Origin of the sequence: Bifidobacterium catulorum (genome assembly GCF_003129925.1) — a bacterium.
In the GTDB taxonomy this organism is placed as follows: Bacteria; Actinomycetota; Actinomycetes; order Actinomycetales; family Bifidobacteriaceae; genus Galliscardovia; species Galliscardovia catulorum.
Window position 1 is genome coordinate 1 of sequence record NZ_QFFN01000043.1, and the last position, 15233, is coordinate 15233.

13 protein-coding genes and 1 tRNA gene are annotated in these 15233 nt (G+C 62.0%); 2 read left to right on the plus strand and 12 right to left on the minus strand.

What is annotated here, in order from left to right; translation table 11 throughout:
* Positions 1 to 559: 559 nt before the first annotated feature.
* Both DF200_RS09605 and DF200_RS09610 read right to left on the minus strand, forming a co-directional pair.
* Complete coding sequence (locus tag DF200_RS09605) at positions 560 to 1573, minus strand: hypothetical protein (RefSeq protein WP_109138055.1); 1014 nt, start codon at positions 1571 to 1573, stop codon at positions 560 to 562.
* A complete protein-coding gene (locus DF200_RS09610; protein WP_146192067.1) occupies positions 1573 to 3390 on the minus strand; it encodes a hypothetical protein in 1818 nt (605 codons plus the stop codon). The genes DF200_RS09605 and DF200_RS09610 overlap by 1 nt, the downstream gene beginning before the upstream one ends.
* An 86-nt stretch (positions 3391 to 3476) precedes the next feature.
* Between DF200_RS09610 and DF200_RS09615 the strand changes: the two genes are divergently transcribed.
* Positions 3477 to 4469: an FKBP-type peptidyl-prolyl cis-trans isomerase gene (locus DF200_RS09615; RefSeq protein ID WP_109138057.1), complete on the plus strand. Its 993-nt coding sequence runs from the start codon at positions 3477 to 3479 to the stop codon at positions 4467 to 4469.
* Positions 4470 to 5006: 537 nt separating this feature from the next.
* On the opposite strand, the gene nucS is transcribed toward DF200_RS09615, so the two are convergent.
* From nucS to DF200_RS09670, 10 genes are all read right to left on the minus strand, one after another.
* Positions 5007 to 5714, minus strand: coding sequence for an endonuclease NucS (gene nucS, locus DF200_RS09620; RefSeq protein ID WP_109138058.1), 708 nt, complete (start codon positions 5712 to 5714; stop codon positions 5007 to 5009).
* A 76-nt stretch (positions 5715 to 5790) separates the two neighbouring features.
* Complete coding sequence (locus DF200_RS09625; RefSeq protein WP_109138059.1) at positions 5791 to 6087, minus strand: F0F1 ATP synthase subunit epsilon; 297 nt, start codon at positions 6085 to 6087, stop codon at positions 5791 to 5793.
* The gene (atpD, locus tag DF200_RS09630) at positions 6087 to 7574 is read right to left on the minus strand and encodes a F0F1 ATP synthase subunit beta (RefSeq protein WP_109138060.1); all 1488 of its coding nucleotides are present in this window, start codon (positions 7572 to 7574) and stop codon (positions 6087 to 6089) included. The genes DF200_RS09625 and atpD overlap by 1 nt, the downstream gene beginning before the upstream one ends.
* A gap of 7 nt (positions 7575 to 7581) precedes the next feature.
* The gene (locus tag DF200_RS09635) at positions 7582 to 8496 is read right to left on the minus strand and encodes a F0F1 ATP synthase subunit gamma (RefSeq protein ID WP_109138061.1); all 915 of its coding nucleotides are present in this window, start codon (positions 8494 to 8496) and stop codon (positions 7582 to 7584) included.
* Positions 8497 to 8499: 3 nt separating this feature from the next.
* On the minus strand, positions 8500 to 10149 hold the full coding sequence (gene atpA, locus DF200_RS09640; protein ID WP_109138062.1) for a F0F1 ATP synthase subunit alpha: 1650 nt from the start codon (positions 10147 to 10149) through the stop codon (positions 8500 to 8502).
* 74 nt (positions 10150 to 10223) lie between these two features.
* Entirely contained in the window at positions 10224 to 11042 is an 819-nt protein-coding gene (locus DF200_RS09645) for a F0F1 ATP synthase subunit delta (protein ID WP_109138063.1), read from the minus strand.
* Positions 11043 to 11097: 55 nt separating this feature from the next.
* The gene (locus DF200_RS09650) at positions 11098 to 11640 is read right to left on the minus strand and encodes a F0F1 ATP synthase subunit B (RefSeq protein WP_109138064.1); all 543 of its coding nucleotides are present in this window, start codon (positions 11638 to 11640) and stop codon (positions 11098 to 11100) included.
* Positions 11641 to 11693: 53 nt separating this feature from the next.
* Complete coding sequence (atpE, locus tag DF200_RS09655; RefSeq protein WP_100510135.1) at positions 11694 to 11927, minus strand: ATP synthase F0 subunit C; 234 nt, start codon at positions 11925 to 11927, stop codon at positions 11694 to 11696.
* Positions 11928 to 12029: 102 nt separating this feature from the next.
* Positions 12030 to 12854, minus strand: coding sequence for a F0F1 ATP synthase subunit A (gene atpB / locus DF200_RS09660; protein ID WP_109138065.1), 825 nt, complete (start codon positions 12852 to 12854; stop codon positions 12030 to 12032).
* Positions 12855 to 13381: 527 nt separating this feature from the next.
* On the minus strand, positions 13382 to 14416 hold the full coding sequence (locus DF200_RS09670; protein WP_109138067.1) for a homoserine O-succinyltransferase: 1035 nt from the start codon (positions 14414 to 14416) through the stop codon (positions 13382 to 13384).
* A gap of 318 nt (positions 14417 to 14734) precedes the next feature.
* Between DF200_RS09670 and DF200_RS09675 the strand changes: the two genes are divergently transcribed.
* Positions 14735 to 14808, plus strand: a tRNA-Met gene (locus DF200_RS09675).
* The last annotated feature ends 425 nt before the right edge of the window (positions 14809 to 15233 follow it).

The following is a 15233-nucleotide window of genomic DNA, read 5'->3' on the forward strand; positions in this document are numbered from 1 at the left end:
CGATCATCACCATTGCAAAGACCACCATCCAAGGTGGCACAACAACACAGGTGTTGCAACCACCACTAGAATCCGCCACAGCTCCCCCACCATCCGTGGGGGAGCCGGGACGCTGTAACCGCCCGAAGCAGGACACTCCATCATGCAATGATGCGTGCGGATTCCGCCGTGTGGAAGGCGAAGGCGTACAACAGTACGTCACACCGGAACGCCCCCTCAGTCAGCTGCGCTGACAGCTCCCCCACCATCCGTGGGGGGGGGACGCTGTAACCGTCCGAAGCAGACCGCTCCATCATGCAATGATGCGTGCGGATTTCGCCGTGTGGAAGGCGAAGGCGTACAACAGTACGTCGAGTCTTCCACACGACGAAAGACGCTCCATCATGCAATGATGCGTGCGGATTTCGCCGTGTGGAAGGCGAAGGCGTACAACAGTACGTCGAGTCTTCCACACGACGAAAGACGCTCCATCATGCAATGATGCGTGCGGATTTCGCCGTGTGGAAGGCGAAGGCGTACAACAGTACGTCGAGTCTTCCACACGACGAAAGACGCACCATCATTGGGCTTCGACCTTGATGGGCTGACGTTCGGCTCCCACAGCCTGCACCTTCTCGCCGCTGCCTTGCTTGGGCACCCAGAGCGCGACAACATTCACGTAGGTGACTTTCATGGTGCTGGTGGCTTTGCCTTTGCCGAAGAGTGCTTTTTCGGCGTCGGAGGCGGGGAGGGATTCACGGCCTTCGCCGGCGGATCGGGTCCATTCGGAGTTAATTTGGGCGACGACGAGGTCGCCGGTGCCGCCAGCGGCGCGCATGACGCGGATCTGGTCGGCCTGGACGCTGAATTTCTGGCTTTGGGTGCCTTTGTTCGCTTCGATGCCTTTTTGCACGGTGGCGGTGAGTTCGGCGAGATCGTTGCGGAGCTGGTCGTCGCCGAAATCCTTGGCGTATTTGCTGCTGCTGCCGTTTTGGAGGAGGTCGGCGTAGTGGGCGACGGCGTCAGCCGGGGTGTTGACGAGGCCGGTGTCTTTGGCGGTGCCCATGGAGGATCCGATCTTGGGGACTTCGAAGGCGGGCAGTTGGGCGCCTTGGAAGAGTCGGGCGATGCCCCAGAGCTTGTAGTTGCTGTGGGCGTCGGCCTGGTTGAGGACGAGGAGTCGTTGGGACTGCTGGTCGTCGGTGGTGGTGGTGATGGTGAAGATGGAGCGCGGCCAGCTGGAGTCGGTGGGAATCACGGTCTGGCTGATCTTGGAGGGGACGGTGCTGCGCTTGTCGAGGGTGTTGGTGGCTTTGGCGATGGTGAGCTGGCTGGTGCGGATGGCCAGTTCGGGGCCTTCAACGCGTTCGCTGAGTCCGTCGGCGTTTTTGGCCTGATCGGTTTTGGTGAGCACGTCGAGGATTTTGCCTCGGATGGCCTCCTCCTTGGCTTCGGTCATGACCGGTGCCGCGGTGGTGGAGGTTGGTGCGCTCACGGTGGGGACTTTCTCCTGGCATGCGGAGAGCAGCGGCATGATGCCGATGGCGAGGGATGCGGCGACGACACGCTGCAGGAGTGTTGTGGTCTTGTTCATCACTTGCCTTCCTTGTTCGCTTTGTCGTCGTTGCCGTCGGCTTCGCGGTTGCCGTCGGCTTCGCCGTTGCCGTCGTGGTCGCGGCCATCGCCGTTGCCATCGTTCGCGACGGCGTTGTCGTTGGCCGCGTTGTCGTTGGCAGCGTTTTCGGCGGCGAGTCGGGCGAAGTACGCCTGGAGTTCGTCGTTGCTGACGGAGGGCGTGTTCTGCTGGAGCAGGTTTACGGAGGTGACGTCGAGCACTTCCGGACCATTGTCCTGTGCCTGCTCCTCCTGGGCGTGCCGTTCCTCGTATCTGCGGGTGTGGCGTCGCGATCCACGGCGTGCGTTGCGACGGTTGCGGCGGCGGTCGCGTTCGCTTGGTGCGGGGGGTTCCGCGCCGGGATGCATCCAGTGGGGTTTGCCGTCCGGATCGGGCTCCGGCTCGGGCTCAGGCTCAGGCTCGACCGTCTTCTTGCGGCGTCGATGTGCTTCGATGGAGAAGATCGATGCGGTGAGAATGGCCAGCAGCACGAGCAGTCCGCCGACGAAGAAGCATGGGGTGGCGTAGTCGGGCACTTGTGCACGCGTCCAGCTCATGGAGAAGTCGATGCCGGATGCGGCGGTGCCGTCGGAACCGGTGGCGGTGACGATGACGACGCGGTCGCCGCCGTCGCCCTTCCACTGCATGGTCGCCGTGCCTTGTCCGCATTGCACGGAGTCCCACATGTCGGAGTCCTGAAATGCGACAGCCGATTCGGAGGATGCGTCGCCGTTCTGACCTTCGCCGGCCTGTTCCGCCGACTGCTGGGTGGCGAACTTCTGCCAGGTCTGCATCTGGGTGACGCGGGTATAGGTCTGTCCGGCGAGCCATCCGGTGGCGTCGCGCGGCGAGGCGACGGCCATGCACACCTGTGATGCGGAGTCCGCCTTGGCGGCGAGTTTGACGGTGTTGTCGGCGAGCGCGAGCACGCCCGGGTCGGTGACGATGTATGCCGTGCCGATGGTGCCGGTGGAGACGTCGACGTTGGGGTTCGGCTTCCAGATGGTCATGTTGAGGCCGCCGAAGACGAATGCGGCGACGGCGAGCAGTCCGAACAGCGGCGTGAGGATGCCGCGGGTGATCATGACGTGGCGTTTGCGTCTGCGTGCGGCGTGTTCCTCGTCGGCGTGCTTCTCGTCGTCGTGTTCCTCGTCAGTGGGTTCGGATTCGGCGTTCTTGGCGGCTTCGGATTCGTCCGCATCGTCATCGTGGCCGTCGTGATCGTCGTCGGTATGGCCGCCGACGGTGCCGACGAGTCCGGCCAGTCCGTTCGCGGGCTTGTCCTTCGGCGTCGCGTCGATCGGCGCGAAGACTTCGGTGGCGGCCTCCGAGGAGGGCGTGGTCTTGGAGTCGATCACGCGGGTCGCCGTCTCGTCGGCGTCGTCGTTCCTGTTCCCAGCGGCATTGGTCTCGGTCGCCTTGGTCATCTCGGTCTTGGATTCGTCCGCATCGGTTTTGACCGCCGCATCGGTTTTGGCCACCGCATTCTGGGTCTGCTGGTCTCGCCTGGCCTTGCGCGACACGAGCGCGAACAGGTCGTTGCCGATGTCGTCGATGTCGTCGGCGTCCTCCTGCGGACCGAGCGGCTTGAGCACTGCGGTTTCGGCGGCGGGTCGACGGTCGTCGTAGGGATTGTTCGCGGGCGGGGTCGGAATCGGTTCCGACGATGCGGCCCACGCCGCGGCCCGGTTCTCTGTTTTGGGTGCGTTCGAGGCGTGGACGGCATGATCCGCCGTCGTTTTCCCATCGTCCGCCATCGATGACGCAGCCTTATTCTGAGGGTTCTTGTCAGTCATATTGCCTGTCATTCTACAATCCCCTCTGCACGTCGTCCCCATGCGAACGTGCGTCCGGTCATGAAATGCCGATAGAGTTATGTGTCATGCGCGATTTTATTTCCTCGTTCCGCCCGTCCGCGCGACGTGGCATCGCCGTGGCCTGCGCCGCGGTGCTGACCCTTTCGCTCGCGGCCTGCGGCGGCTCCGGCAACGGTTCCGATTCCTCGACGTCGTCCTCGTCATCGTCTTCGTCGTCCTCGCAGTCTACGTCACTGACCGAGATGACCGGCATCAAGGCGTCCGGCAAGCTTGGCGAAAAACCCAAGGTCACGTTCAAAACCCCGTTCACGGTGAAGAACGCCACATATCAGATTCTTCAGAAGGGTGACGGCGACGTCATCGAGGACGGCGACCGCCTGTGCACCCAGCAGATGATCCTCGACGCCAAGAGCGGCGAGGAGGTCGACAACACCTGGGACAAGAACACGCCCGAATGCGGCATCCTCGTCAAGAAGGATTCGATCGACGACGCCTACTACAACCTGTTCAAGGGCATGAAGGTCAATACGACGATCGCCCTTGGTGTGGATACGTCGTCGGGATCCTCGTCGTCGGGAACGTTGGAGAAGTACATCAACGTGATGACGATCATCTCGAAGTCCAAGGCCATCAGCAAGGCCACCGGCGACAAGGTGACGAACATCCCGTCCAACCTGCCGAAGGTCACACTGGCGTCGAACGGCAAGCCTTCGCTCGATCTGAACGGCTACAAGCCGGGCAACAAGCTCGTGGTGCAGACGCTCATCAAGGGCAAGGGCGAGAAGGTGAAGGAGACGAACACCGTTTCGGCCCACTACACGGGCTGGCTGGCCAGCAACGGCAAGCAGTTCGATTCGTCGTGGGACCGCGGCGAACCCTCCGATTTCGCCCTCAACCAGGTGGTCAAGGGGTGGACGCAGGGTCTGACCGGCCAGACGGTCGGCTCGCAGGTGCTGCTGGTCATTCCGCCGAGCCTAGGCTATGGTTCCGAGGAGAAGAGCGGCATTCCGGCGAATTCCACGCTGATCTTCGTGGTCGACATCCTCGCCGCGTACTGATCGCCGCGATCGCCGCGTATTGAACACTGCGTATTGAACACTGCGTATTGAACACTGCGTATTGAACACTGCGTATTGAACACTGCGTATTGAACACTGCGACCGCGCCGGTGGCGTGCGTCATGCCGGGGTTCGGTGCGGCGGCGTGCGTCATGCCGGGTTCCGGCCCGATGACGGATCCTCCCCTCAGTCAGGCTACGCCTGCCAGCTCCCCTCAACGAGGGGAGCCTTTTTCTTTGGACGTGAGCCTATTGATGTGATGCTCCATCCCAACGGCTCCCCTCATGAATGAGGGGAGCTGGCCGCCGTAGGCGGTCTGAGGGGAGTGCCACATAACTCCACACGGTCCTATTCACACAATCGAGGGGAGCCTTTTTCTTTGGACGTGAGCCTATTGGTATGATGCTCCATCCCACTGGCTCCCCTCATGAATGAGGGGAGCTGGCCGCCGTAGGCGGTCTGAGGGGAGTGCCACATAGCTCCACACGGTCCCGTCCGCACGACCGAGGGGAGCCTTTTGGTGACGGCATCGCGATTTCAGAAGAGACGGAGTTCGTTGGAATCAGCCCCCCTCATCTCGTCGTAGTCGAGGATGAGGCATTCGAACCCGCGGTCTTTGGCGAGGATTTGCGCTTGGGGGCTGATGGTTTGGGCGGCGAAGATGCCGCGGACGGGGGCGAGCAGTGGATCGCGGTTGAGGAGTTTGCAGTATCGGGTGAGTTGTTCGACGCCGTCGATTCCGCCGTTGCGTTTGATTTCGATGGCGACGTGGGTGCCCTGGCCGTCGATGGCCATGATGTCGACGGGGCCGATGGCGGTGGGGTATTCACGGCGGATAAGTCTGGCGCCGTCGCCGATGCGTTCAATCTGTTCGGCGAGGTATCGCTGGAGGTGGTCTTCGACGCCGTCTTTGACGAGGCCTGGGTCAGTGCCGAGGTCGAAGTCCTGGTCGGAGTAGATGTGGTAGAGGGAGACGACGAGTATGTCGGAGCCCTTGTCGGCGGCGACGCGGAGCTGTTTCAGCGGCTGGTGGATGTCGTCGGGAATGGTGTCGTCGGGTTCGACGTCGTGTTCTTTCAGCGTGCAGGGGGCGGCCATCCAGTTGAGGGGCTTGTAGGAGCCGAGTTCGGAGAAGATGAGGCAGCTGGAGTCGGCTTTGATGAGGATGACGCGTTTGGCTTCGGGAAGGGTGGCGTTGAGCCGGCCGGAGTATTCGGCCGAACAGTCGGCGACGATGATACGCATATGGGACAGGATAGAAAAGGACGCGGACCGTGTTGCGTGACACGGTCCGCGTCCTATATGTGTGCGCGGGAGGCGATTATTCGCCTTCGGTGATGGACTTGGCTTCCTCGCAGGTCTCCACGGCTACGGTGAGCTTGTTGGAGTCGAACGAGATGAAGCCGTCGGTCACCTTGAAGCCGAGCACGTTGCCGCTCGGCTCGGTCACCTTGACCAGTCCGTCGTTGGTGGCGGTCAGCACCGGCTCGTGGTCGGCGAGGATTCCCATGGAGCCCTCGGAAGCCGGCAGCGAGACCATCGTCGCCTCGCCCGACCATACGGGCCGGTCGGCGGCGACGATGTTCACCTTCATCGTTGGCTTGTTGGAGGCGGCCATCAGGCTGCGTACTCCTTCTGCATCTGATGCCACTTCTCTTCGAGGTCCTCGATGCCGCCGATGCCGGAGAACGCCTGCTCCGGGACGTCGTCATACACGCCGTCGCAGATGCGCTTGAAGGCTTCGATGGTCTCGTCCTTGGGCACGTAGGAGCCGGGACGACCGGTGAACTTCTCGGCCACGTAGAAGTTCTGTCCGAGGAACTGCTCGATCTTGCGGGCACGGTTGACGGTGGTCTTGTCCTCCTCGCCGAGCTCGTCGATACCGATCAGGGCGATGATGTCCTGCAGCTCCTTGTTACGCTGCAGGATGGCCTTGACACGGTTGGCGGTCTCGTAGTGGGCCTGACCGACGTAACGCGGGTCGAGGATTCGCGAGGTGGAGGCCAGCGGATCCACGGCCGGGTAGATGCCCTTCGATGCGATCTCACGGGAAAGCTCGGTGGTCGCGTCGAGGTGGGCGAAGGTCGTGGCGGGGGCCGGGTCGGTGTAATCATCGGCCGGCACGTAGATGGCCTGCAGGGAGGTGATGGAGTGGCCTCGCGTGGAGGTGATTCGCTCCTGCAGGGCACCCATCTCGTCCGCGAGGTTCGGCTGGTAGCCCACGGCGGAAGGCATACGGCCCAGCAGCGTGGACACCTCGGAACCGGCCTGCGTGAATCGGAAGATGTTGTCGATGAAGAGCAGCACGTCCTGGTTCTGCACGTCGCGGAAGTACTCGGCCATGGTCAGTGCGGTCAGCGGGACGCGCAGACGGGTCCCCGGGGGCTCGTCCATCTGGCCGAAGACCAGTGCGGTCTTTTCGAGAACGCCGGCCTCCTCCATTTCGCCGATGAGGTCGTTGCCCTCACGGGTGCGCTCGCCGACGCCGGCGAACACGGAGACGCCACCGTGGTTCTGTGCGACTCGCTGGATCATCTCCTGGATGAGCACGGTCTTGCCGACGCCTGCGCCGCCGAACAGACCGATCTTGCCGCCCTGCACGTACGGGGTGAGCAGATCGATGACCTTGATGCCGGTTTCGAACATCTGGGTCTTGGATTCCAGCTGGTCGAAGGCGGGCGGGTTGCGGTGGATCGGCCAACGGTCCTTGACGGTGATGGTCTCGTCGGCCTTCTTGTTGAGGATGTTGCCGGAAACGTCGAACACGTGGCCCTTGGTCACGTCGCCGACCGGAACCTCGATCGGGCCGCCGGTGTCGGTGACGAAGGCGCCACGGACAAGACCGTCGGTCGGCTTCAGGGCGACGGCGCGCACGATGGAGTCACCCAGGTGCTGCTCGACCTCAAGCATGATCTTGTGGCTTTCCTCGCCCTCGGTGCTGCCGGTGGCGGCGATTTCGACCGTCAATGCGTTGTAGATGTCGGGCAGATGGCCTGCCGCGAACTCAATATCGATGACCGAGCCTTGGACACGAACAATGCGGCCCTGCGTGGCTTCCGAGGCATCAGTCTCGGACGCCGTTGCCGCAGCTACATTTACTGCCATGGCGCTCCTATTCTTTCTCGTTGTTCAGCGCGTCAGCGCTGCCGATGATCTCGGTAAGTTCCTGAGTAATCGCGGCCTGACGTGTGGCGTTGAGCTTGCGCGTCAGTTCGTCGATCAGGTTGCGTGCGTTGTCCGTGGCGGTGTGCATGGCGTTCTGCCTGCAAGCCGTCTCCGATGCCGCGCTGGTGAGCAGGCACTCGTGGATGCGGGACTGCACGTACTTCGGGAGGACGCGATCGAGGACTTCATCACGACTGGGCTCGAAGGAGTAGAGCGGGCGGGCCTCGGGGGCACCCGACGCCTCGGCCTTCTCATCGTCTTCGACGCTTACGAGCTCCACGGGAAGCATGCGCAGGATGCGCACCTTCTGCACCACCATGTTCACGAATTCGGTGAACACGATGTAGAGTTCGCTCACGCCGCCTTCTTCGGCCGGCTTCATGTAGGCATCGAGCAGGGCCTTGGAGATCTCCTCGGCGACTTCGACGCCGGGGGCATCCGTATTGCCCTCCCAGGTGCCGCGCACATCGCGGCCACGGTACTTGTAGTACGTGACGCCGCGGCGGCCGTAGACATAAAGCTCGGGCTTCTTGCCCTTGTCATCAAGCTTGGCCAGCAGGCTTTCCGTCTCGCGAATGATCGACGAGGTGTAGGCGCCTGCCATGCCTCGGTCCGCCGTGAGGGCGAGGACGGCCACGTTCGGGTTGTCCTCGTCCTTCCTCACGATCGGGTGCGAGATATGGGTGTGCTGGGCCAGAGCCTGGACGGCATCGAAAATCGCATCGGAGTAAGGCTTCGCGGCCAAAGCCACGTTACGGGCCTTGGCGATGCGAGAACTTGCGATCATCTCCTGCGCGTTGAAGATCTTCTCCAACGACGCGGTGGAGGCGATGCGCGCCTTATATGCGAGTTGCGATGCCATAGATTACTCCTCTTCCGCCTTGGTGGAAGCCTTGCGTGCGACCAGCTTCTCCTGCTCGACCGGGGTGTCGGTCTTCTCGACCGGCTTCTCGGCGACGAGCGGGGTGCCGTCATGCTGCACGAAGGTGCCGCGGTATTCCTCGACGGCCTTATCCAGGGCGGCCTCGGTCTCGTCGGTGAACTGCTCGGTCTCGCGAATGGTCTTCAGGATGTCGGTGTTGTGGTCGACGTAGTCCAGCAGGCCATGCTCGAACGGAAGCACGTCCTCAAGGTCGAGGTCGTCGAGCTTGCCGTGGGTGCCGGCCCACACGGAAACGACTTCCTGCTCCATCGAGTACGGGGAGAACTGCGGCTGCTTGAGCAGCTCGGTCAGGTGGGCACCACGGTTCAGCTGGGCCTTCGACGCCGCATCCAGATCGGAGGCGAACATGGCGAAGGATTCCAGAGAACGGTACTGTGCCAGCGAGATCTTCAGCGTGCCGGAGACCTTCTTCAACGCCTTGGTCTGGGCGGCGCCGCCGACTCGGGACACGGAGATGCCGACGTCCACGGCCGGGCGCTGGTTGGCGTTGAACAGGTCGGACTGCAGGAAGATCTGGCCGTCCGTGATGGAGATGACGTTGGTGGGGATGTAGGCCGAGACGTCGTTCGCCTTGGTCTCGATGATCGGCAGGCCCGTCATCGAGCCGCCGCCGAGATCGTCGGACACCTTCGCGCAGCGTTCGAGCAGACGCGAATGCAGGTAGAACACATCGCCCGGGTAGGCCTCACGCCCCGGCGGGCGGCGAAGCAGCAGCGAGATCGAACGGTAGGCTTCGGCCTGCTTCGACAGATCGTCGAATACGATGAGCACGTGCTTGCCGTGGTACATCCAGTGCTGGCCGATGGCCGAGCCGGTGTACGGGGCGATGTACTTGAAGCCTGCGGAGTCGGATGCCGGGGACGCCACGATCGTGGTGTACTCCATGGCACCGGCCTCTTCGAGGGACTGGCGCACGGAGGCGATGGTGGAACCCTTCTGGCCGATGGCCACGTAGATGCAGCGGACCTGCTTCTTCGGGTCTCCGGACTCCCAGTTGGCCTTCTGGTTGATGATGGTGTCGATGGCGATGGCGGTCTTGCCGGTCTGGCGGTCGCCGATGATCAGCTGACGCTGGCCACGGCCGATCGGCGTCATGGCGTCGATGGCCTTAAGACCGGTGGACAGCGGCTCGTCGACCGGATGGCGGTGCATCACGTCGGGGGCCTGCGCCTCAAGGATTCGACGGCCCTCACTCTTGATTTCCCCCAAGCCGTCGATGGGCTGGCCCAGCGGATCGACGGTGCGGCCGAGATAGCCGTCGCCGACGGGCACGGAGAGCACGTCGCCGGTGCGGCGCACTTCCTGGCCCTCTTCGATGCCTGCGAAGTCGCCGAGCACGACGACGCCGATCTCACGGGCATCCAGGTTGAATGCCAGACCGAGCGTGCCATCCTCGAACTTCAGCAGCTCGTTGGCCATGCATCCGGGGAGACCCTCCACGTGCGCGATACCGTCGCCGGCCGTCCGGACGATGCCGACCTCTTCGGTCGGCGTCTCGGACGGCTTGTAGGACTCGACGAAGTCGTCGAGCGCCTGGCGTATCGCCGCGGGATCGATGGTCAATTCTGCCATTGATCACTCCTTTTGTTGTTTGTATTCAAGAACGTTCTTCAGTTCGTTCAGCTCGCCCTGCCGACCGGAAGCGGTCAGGCCACGGCTCGCTTGAGATTCTGCAGTTGGGCCGCAACGGTGTTGTCGGTGACTTCCGACCCCACCTGGATGCGCATGCCGCCGAGCACGCGTGGATCTACCACGCTGTTGACGAACACCTGACGACCAAGCTTCTTGGCATACACCTTCTTGATCTTCTGGAACTGTTCGTCCTTCAGCGGGATGGCGCTCGTGACCGTGACCATGGAACGGTTGCGGTGGGTGGCCACGACGTCGATCAGCCAGTTGATCGTCGACAGGAATCGACGATTGCGCAGATCGCGGGTGGCGTGCTCCGCAAGATCCATGGTGACCGGATCGAGGGCCTGCCCCTTGAGCAGATTCTTCAGGAACTTCACGCGTACCTCGGGCTTGGCGTGGGCGTCGGACAGACGCTGACGCACGACCGGGAGATTGAGCAGCGCGGAGGCAAGCTCCGACAGCTCGATGGACACGGTCGAGCAGGCGTTGCGTGCATCGGCGGCGCTGAGCAGCGCGTCGATGGCCAGGTCCTCCGTGGCGTCCGCGATGTCCGAGGGCTTGCTCCATCGCTTGGCCGCGAGACCTTCGGCGATCTCGACGGTCAGCGGCGTGGCCTTGCCCTGCAGAATCGTGGAGACCAGCTTCACCTTGGTCTCGGCCGGGTATGCGGGGTCGGTCAGCGCGCGGGAAAGCGCGCGGTTGCCGTCGAACACCGCGGCGAGGTCGAACAGCTCGTCGCCCACGGTCTTCGCCTCGGTGCCGGCGGCGGCCAGCTTCTCGGCGAAGGACTCACGCAGTGCCTTCACCGAGCCCTTTGAAGTCTCTCCATACATCGAAAGTTCACCTCCTGCCCTGTGCTTCGCGAGTTTTCACCAGTCCAGCCATGATTCACTTGGCCTTTCCGGCGGGGTCCTTATCGATGCCGTCGATCATGGAATCGATCATCGAGGACTGCACGTCGGAATCCGAAAGCTTGCTGCCCAGAATCTTGCCGGCAAGGGCCGTCGCAAGCGCGCCGACCTCGCCCTTGAGGCTCACGAGAGCCTGCTGCTGCTGCGATTCGATGGACTTCTGAGCGTTCGCGGTGATCTGCGCCGCGTCGGACTCCGCCTTGGTGCGGGCGTCGGCGATGATGTGCGAGGCCTCGGCACGGGCGTCGTCGCGGATCTTCGCGGCGTCGACGCGGGCCGTGTTGAGCTGGTCCTCGTACTTCTTCTTGGCGGCGTCGGCGTCGGCCTGGGCTTTCTCGGCCTTGGCCATGCCGCCTTCGATCCGGGCGGCCCTTTCGTCGAAGATCGACTGGAACTTCGGCAGGAAGAACTTATAGAAGAATATGGCGACGACGATCAGCACGACCGAAGACCAGATGATGTCATAGCTCTCCGGAACGAACAGCGCGATGCCGCTCTTGCCTTCCGCAAATGTCTCCATATCCGCCTCCTTTCACTTCGTTCGTCTGGATTACTTACCGTGTTCCAGAGGAATCAGGCGGTGAAGATGAAGCCGGAGATGAAGCCGAGGAGGGCGAGGAACTCAATCAGACCGAAGCCGATCCACATCAGGGTCTGGATGCGGCCGCCGAGCTCGGGCTGGCGGGCGGTGGCCTCGATAGCCTTGCCGAACACGATGCCGACGCCGATGCCGGGTCCGATGGCGGCGAGGCCGTAGCCGATGGCGCTCAGGTTGCCGGTCACCTCTGCGAGAGTGATGAGATCCATTGTTGTTTCCTTTCTTTTGGGTTCGTAAGCGTACGAATCAAAACCCAGTTAAAAACCGTATTGAATTATGAAGATACGAATCTGTGCGGGTCGTCGGCCTGATCAGTCGACTTCGGGGTAGCTCATGTTGATGTACACCGAGGAGAGCGTGGCGAAGATGAACGCCTGCAGATAGGCCACGAAGCCTTCGAACAGGGTCATGATGAAGCCGAACGCCAGCGTCACCGCTCCGGCGCCCATCATCAGCTTGTTCTCCGCGATGATCAGGAAGAACTGCGTGGCCGAGAAGCACAGCGCCACGATGAGGTGGCCGGCGATCATGTTGGCCAGAAGTCGCAGCGTCAGCGATGCCGGGCGGATGATCAGGATGTCGATGAGCTGCATCGGGACCAGCAGGATCAGCACCGGGAACGGGACGCCCGGGGGCGTGCACTCCTGCTTGAGGTAGCTCAGCAGGCCCTGCTCACGGCAGGCCGCGATCCAGTACTGGACGAAGGTCCACAGCGCGAAGATCAACGGCATCATGATCGTGGCCGTGGCCGCGATGTTCATGCCGGGGATGATGCCGCACAGGTTGAAGAAGAAAATCGTGAAGAAGATCGTGGAGATCATCGGAACGTAGCGCTTGCCGCGCAACTCCCCCATGACCTCGTACACGATCTTGTCGCGAACGTACTCGATGCCCCATTCGACGAATCCCTGCCACCGTCCGGGAATCAGCTTCGCTCGGGACGCGGTGATGCCGAGAACGACCAGCATCACGATCGTCATGATCAGACGGACCATGATGATCCTGTTCATGGCGAACGGCGTGCCTGCGAAAATGATCTCCGGAGGGAGGAACTCATCGATCGAGGGGATTTCAGGGCCTGACTGCGCGGCCAACACCACACCCGCAGCCCCTGTCAATGCTGCAACGCCTGCCATACTGCGTGCCTCCTCTTAATCGAACCTGAACCAATATAGCGCTTTTTGCACCGATATTGTGTCACGAACGTTAACGCGCAGCATGCTATCGTTGCATGCCTGCGCGAGCCTCCACTGCCTTACCAGCGTACCGGAATTCACGCGATAATACAGAGTACGTTTCAGGATGTCTTCACGCTCGATTACCGATGCGCATATCGGAACGAAATCGTCATGGTAATCGTCATCGCTTGATTTTTTGCGGTTTTCCCCGCATCAGGCAATACCGGCCACCATCTCGGAAAGACCATCATTCGGACATCGATATCATTATTCGGACATCGATATCAGCAGATGTGGTCATTATGTGGACGCGCCGATAAGAATGACGACGTCCGATTTGCATGGGAGCCGGACGCCGGTACACGCGCGAAACAGGACGGTTCGCCCGCCGACGTCGCGTTCGAAACGACGCCGGCGGGCGAACTGTCGGATTTGGAGGAGCCGGGAGAACTCGTCATCGGCGTGTCGCCCCGTCGCCGGCTGCGCTACCGTTCGATCACGCCATAGCCGCAGCCGTCGAACGTATGGAAATCGTCACCGCGCGGGCCCGCCGGCGACCGACGATACCTCCGGTCCGTGCCCAGCCGTTTCTCCGCACGCAGCTGCGGCACCTCGGTCAAATCGTACGGCGTGGTCTGATACACCCAGTTAAGCCAGTTGCGCCATAGCAGGTTCGCATGGGAGCGCCACGCGAACAACGGCTCCTGGCTCGGATCGTCATGCGGGAAGTAGTTCGTCGGGAACGGCACGTTCTTCAGCCCACGCGCCATGTCCCGCTCATACTCCTCGGCAAGCGTCCATTTGCCGTACTCCCAATGCCCGAGCGCGAACACCTCCGAGAAGTCGCGCGTGGCCACCAGCCCCGGACCGCTCTCCGGACCCCAGGTGAGCACCTGCAGATCGGGATTCGCGCGGATGTCGTCCATATCCACGTCGGCGAGACGCGAATGCGGCTGCAACGCGATCTCGTCGAATCCGTTGGTGATGAAGCAGTACTCGTCCTGCAGACGCTGCGGGAACACGCCGAACGTCTTTCTGTCGAGCAGATGCTTCCTCACCCCGTACCGGTAATACAACGCCCCCATCGCACCCCAGCACAGATACATGGTCGAGAACACGTGGGTGCTCGCCCAATCGAGGATGCGCTTGAACTCGTCCCAGTAGTCGACCTCCTCGAACGGCAGGTGCTCGACCGGCGCACCGGTGACGACCAGCCCGTCGTAATAGTTGTCCTCGAAGGCGTCAAGATTCTCGTAGAACTTGAGCAGATGGTCGCGGCTGGTATGCGTGGCCTCATGCGTCGACGTCTTCATGAAGTCGATGTCCGCCTGAAGCGGGGACTTGGAGATCAGACGCAGCAGCTGCGTCTCCGTCTCGATCTTCTTGGGCATCAGATTCAGGATGACCAGACGGAGCGGACGGACGCGCTGCTTGACCGCGTCGTCGCTCTCCAGCGCGAAGATGCGTTCGGAGTCGAGTATCGCACGGGCCGGCAGACCCTTCGGAATCTTGATAGGCATGTATTCAATTATTGCAGTGCGGAGCCACGCGTGCCACACCGGGGAGGCGCTATCGCCGTCGGCGCCAACGATTCCCCTTATGTCGGGCTATCGACTCCGGCTATCGCCATGCGATGACGTCGACAACGACATATCGACCACGACGTCAACGACATATAGGGCCACGTACACGGCAACATACGAAGCGCATTTCGACACGCCGACAAATACCAATGATTCCAACGATTGGCAACTACGTATTCCCCGTATGGCGAATATCGAATTGACTTCATCAGGAAAATACGTATAGTTATTCAGGTTGCCCGAGATAAGGGCCGACGCGGGGTGGAGCAGCTCGGTAGCTCGCTGGGCTCATAACCCAGAGGTCCATGGTTCAAATCCATGCCCCGCTACTAGTGTTCATTAAACCTCCATGAAGTAATTCATGGAGGTTTTTTTGCTGTAAACCGCGGGTTATGGGGTAAGGGACGAACCCGCTGGCACGACGATGAAGCCGATCAAATCCACCGCAGTTACGTGGCGCTCCCCTCAGACCGCCTACGGCGGCCAGCTCCCCTCATCCATGAGGGGAGCCGACTAGACAGACCGTCACACCAAAAGACCCCCGGCAAAAGAGCCAGCGGGATGACCTCCACACCAACCGGCTCCCCTCGGCGAGGGGAGCTGTCGGCGAAGCCGACTGAGGGGAGACAGCCGAAAGACCATCACACCGGCAAACTCCACACAACCGCATTACACACCACCGTACGAAGCCACGCGACACTCCCCTCAGACCGCCTACGGCGGCCAGCTCCCCTCATCCCTGAGGGGAGACGAC

Coding starts and splice junctions, on each gene's coding strand:
- nucS (WP_109138058.1), bottom strand. CDS start 5,714: ATGCGTATCATCGTCGCCGACTGTTCGGCCGAATACTCCGGCCGGCTC.
- DF200_RS09645 (WP_109138063.1), bottom strand. CDS start 11,042: ATGTATGGAGAGACTTCAAAGGGCTCGGTGAAGGCACTGCGTGAGTCC.
- DF200_RS09605 (WP_109138055.1), bottom strand. CDS start 1,573: ATGAACAAGACCACAACACTCCTGCAGCGTGTCGTCGCCGCATCCCTC.
- DF200_RS09670 (WP_109138067.1), bottom strand. CDS start 14,416: ATGCCTATCAAGATTCCGAAGGGTCTGCCGGCCCGTGCGATACTCGAC.
- atpA (WP_109138062.1), bottom strand. CDS start 10,149: ATGGCAGAATTGACCATCGATCCCGCGGCGATACGCCAGGCGCTCGAC.
- atpD (WP_109138060.1), bottom strand. CDS start 7,574: ATGGCAGTAAATGTAGCTGCGGCAACGGCGTCCGAGACTGATGCCTCG.
- atpB (WP_109138065.1), bottom strand. CDS start 12,854: ATGGCAGGCGTTGCAGCATTGACAGGGGCTGCGGGTGTGGTGTTGGCC.
- DF200_RS09625 (WP_109138059.1), bottom strand. CDS start 6,087: ATGGCCGCCTCCAACAAGCCAACGATGAAGGTGAACATCGTCGCCGCC.
- DF200_RS09615 (WP_109138057.1), top strand. CDS start 3,477: ATGCGCGATTTTATTTCCTCGTTCCGCCCGTCCGCGCGACGTGGCATC.
- atpE (WP_100510135.1), bottom strand. CDS start 11,927: ATGGATCTCATCACTCTCGCAGAGGTGACCGGCAACCTGAGCGCCATC.
- DF200_RS09635 (WP_109138061.1), bottom strand. CDS start 8,496: ATGGCATCGCAACTCGCATATAAGGCGCGCATCGCCTCCACCGCGTCG.
- DF200_RS09610 (WP_146192067.1), bottom strand. CDS start 3,390: ATGACTGACAAGAACCCTCAGAATAAGGCTGCGTCATCGATGGCGGAC.
- DF200_RS09650 (WP_109138064.1), bottom strand. CDS start 11,640: ATGGAGACATTTGCGGAAGGCAAGAGCGGCATCGCGCTGTTCGTTCCG.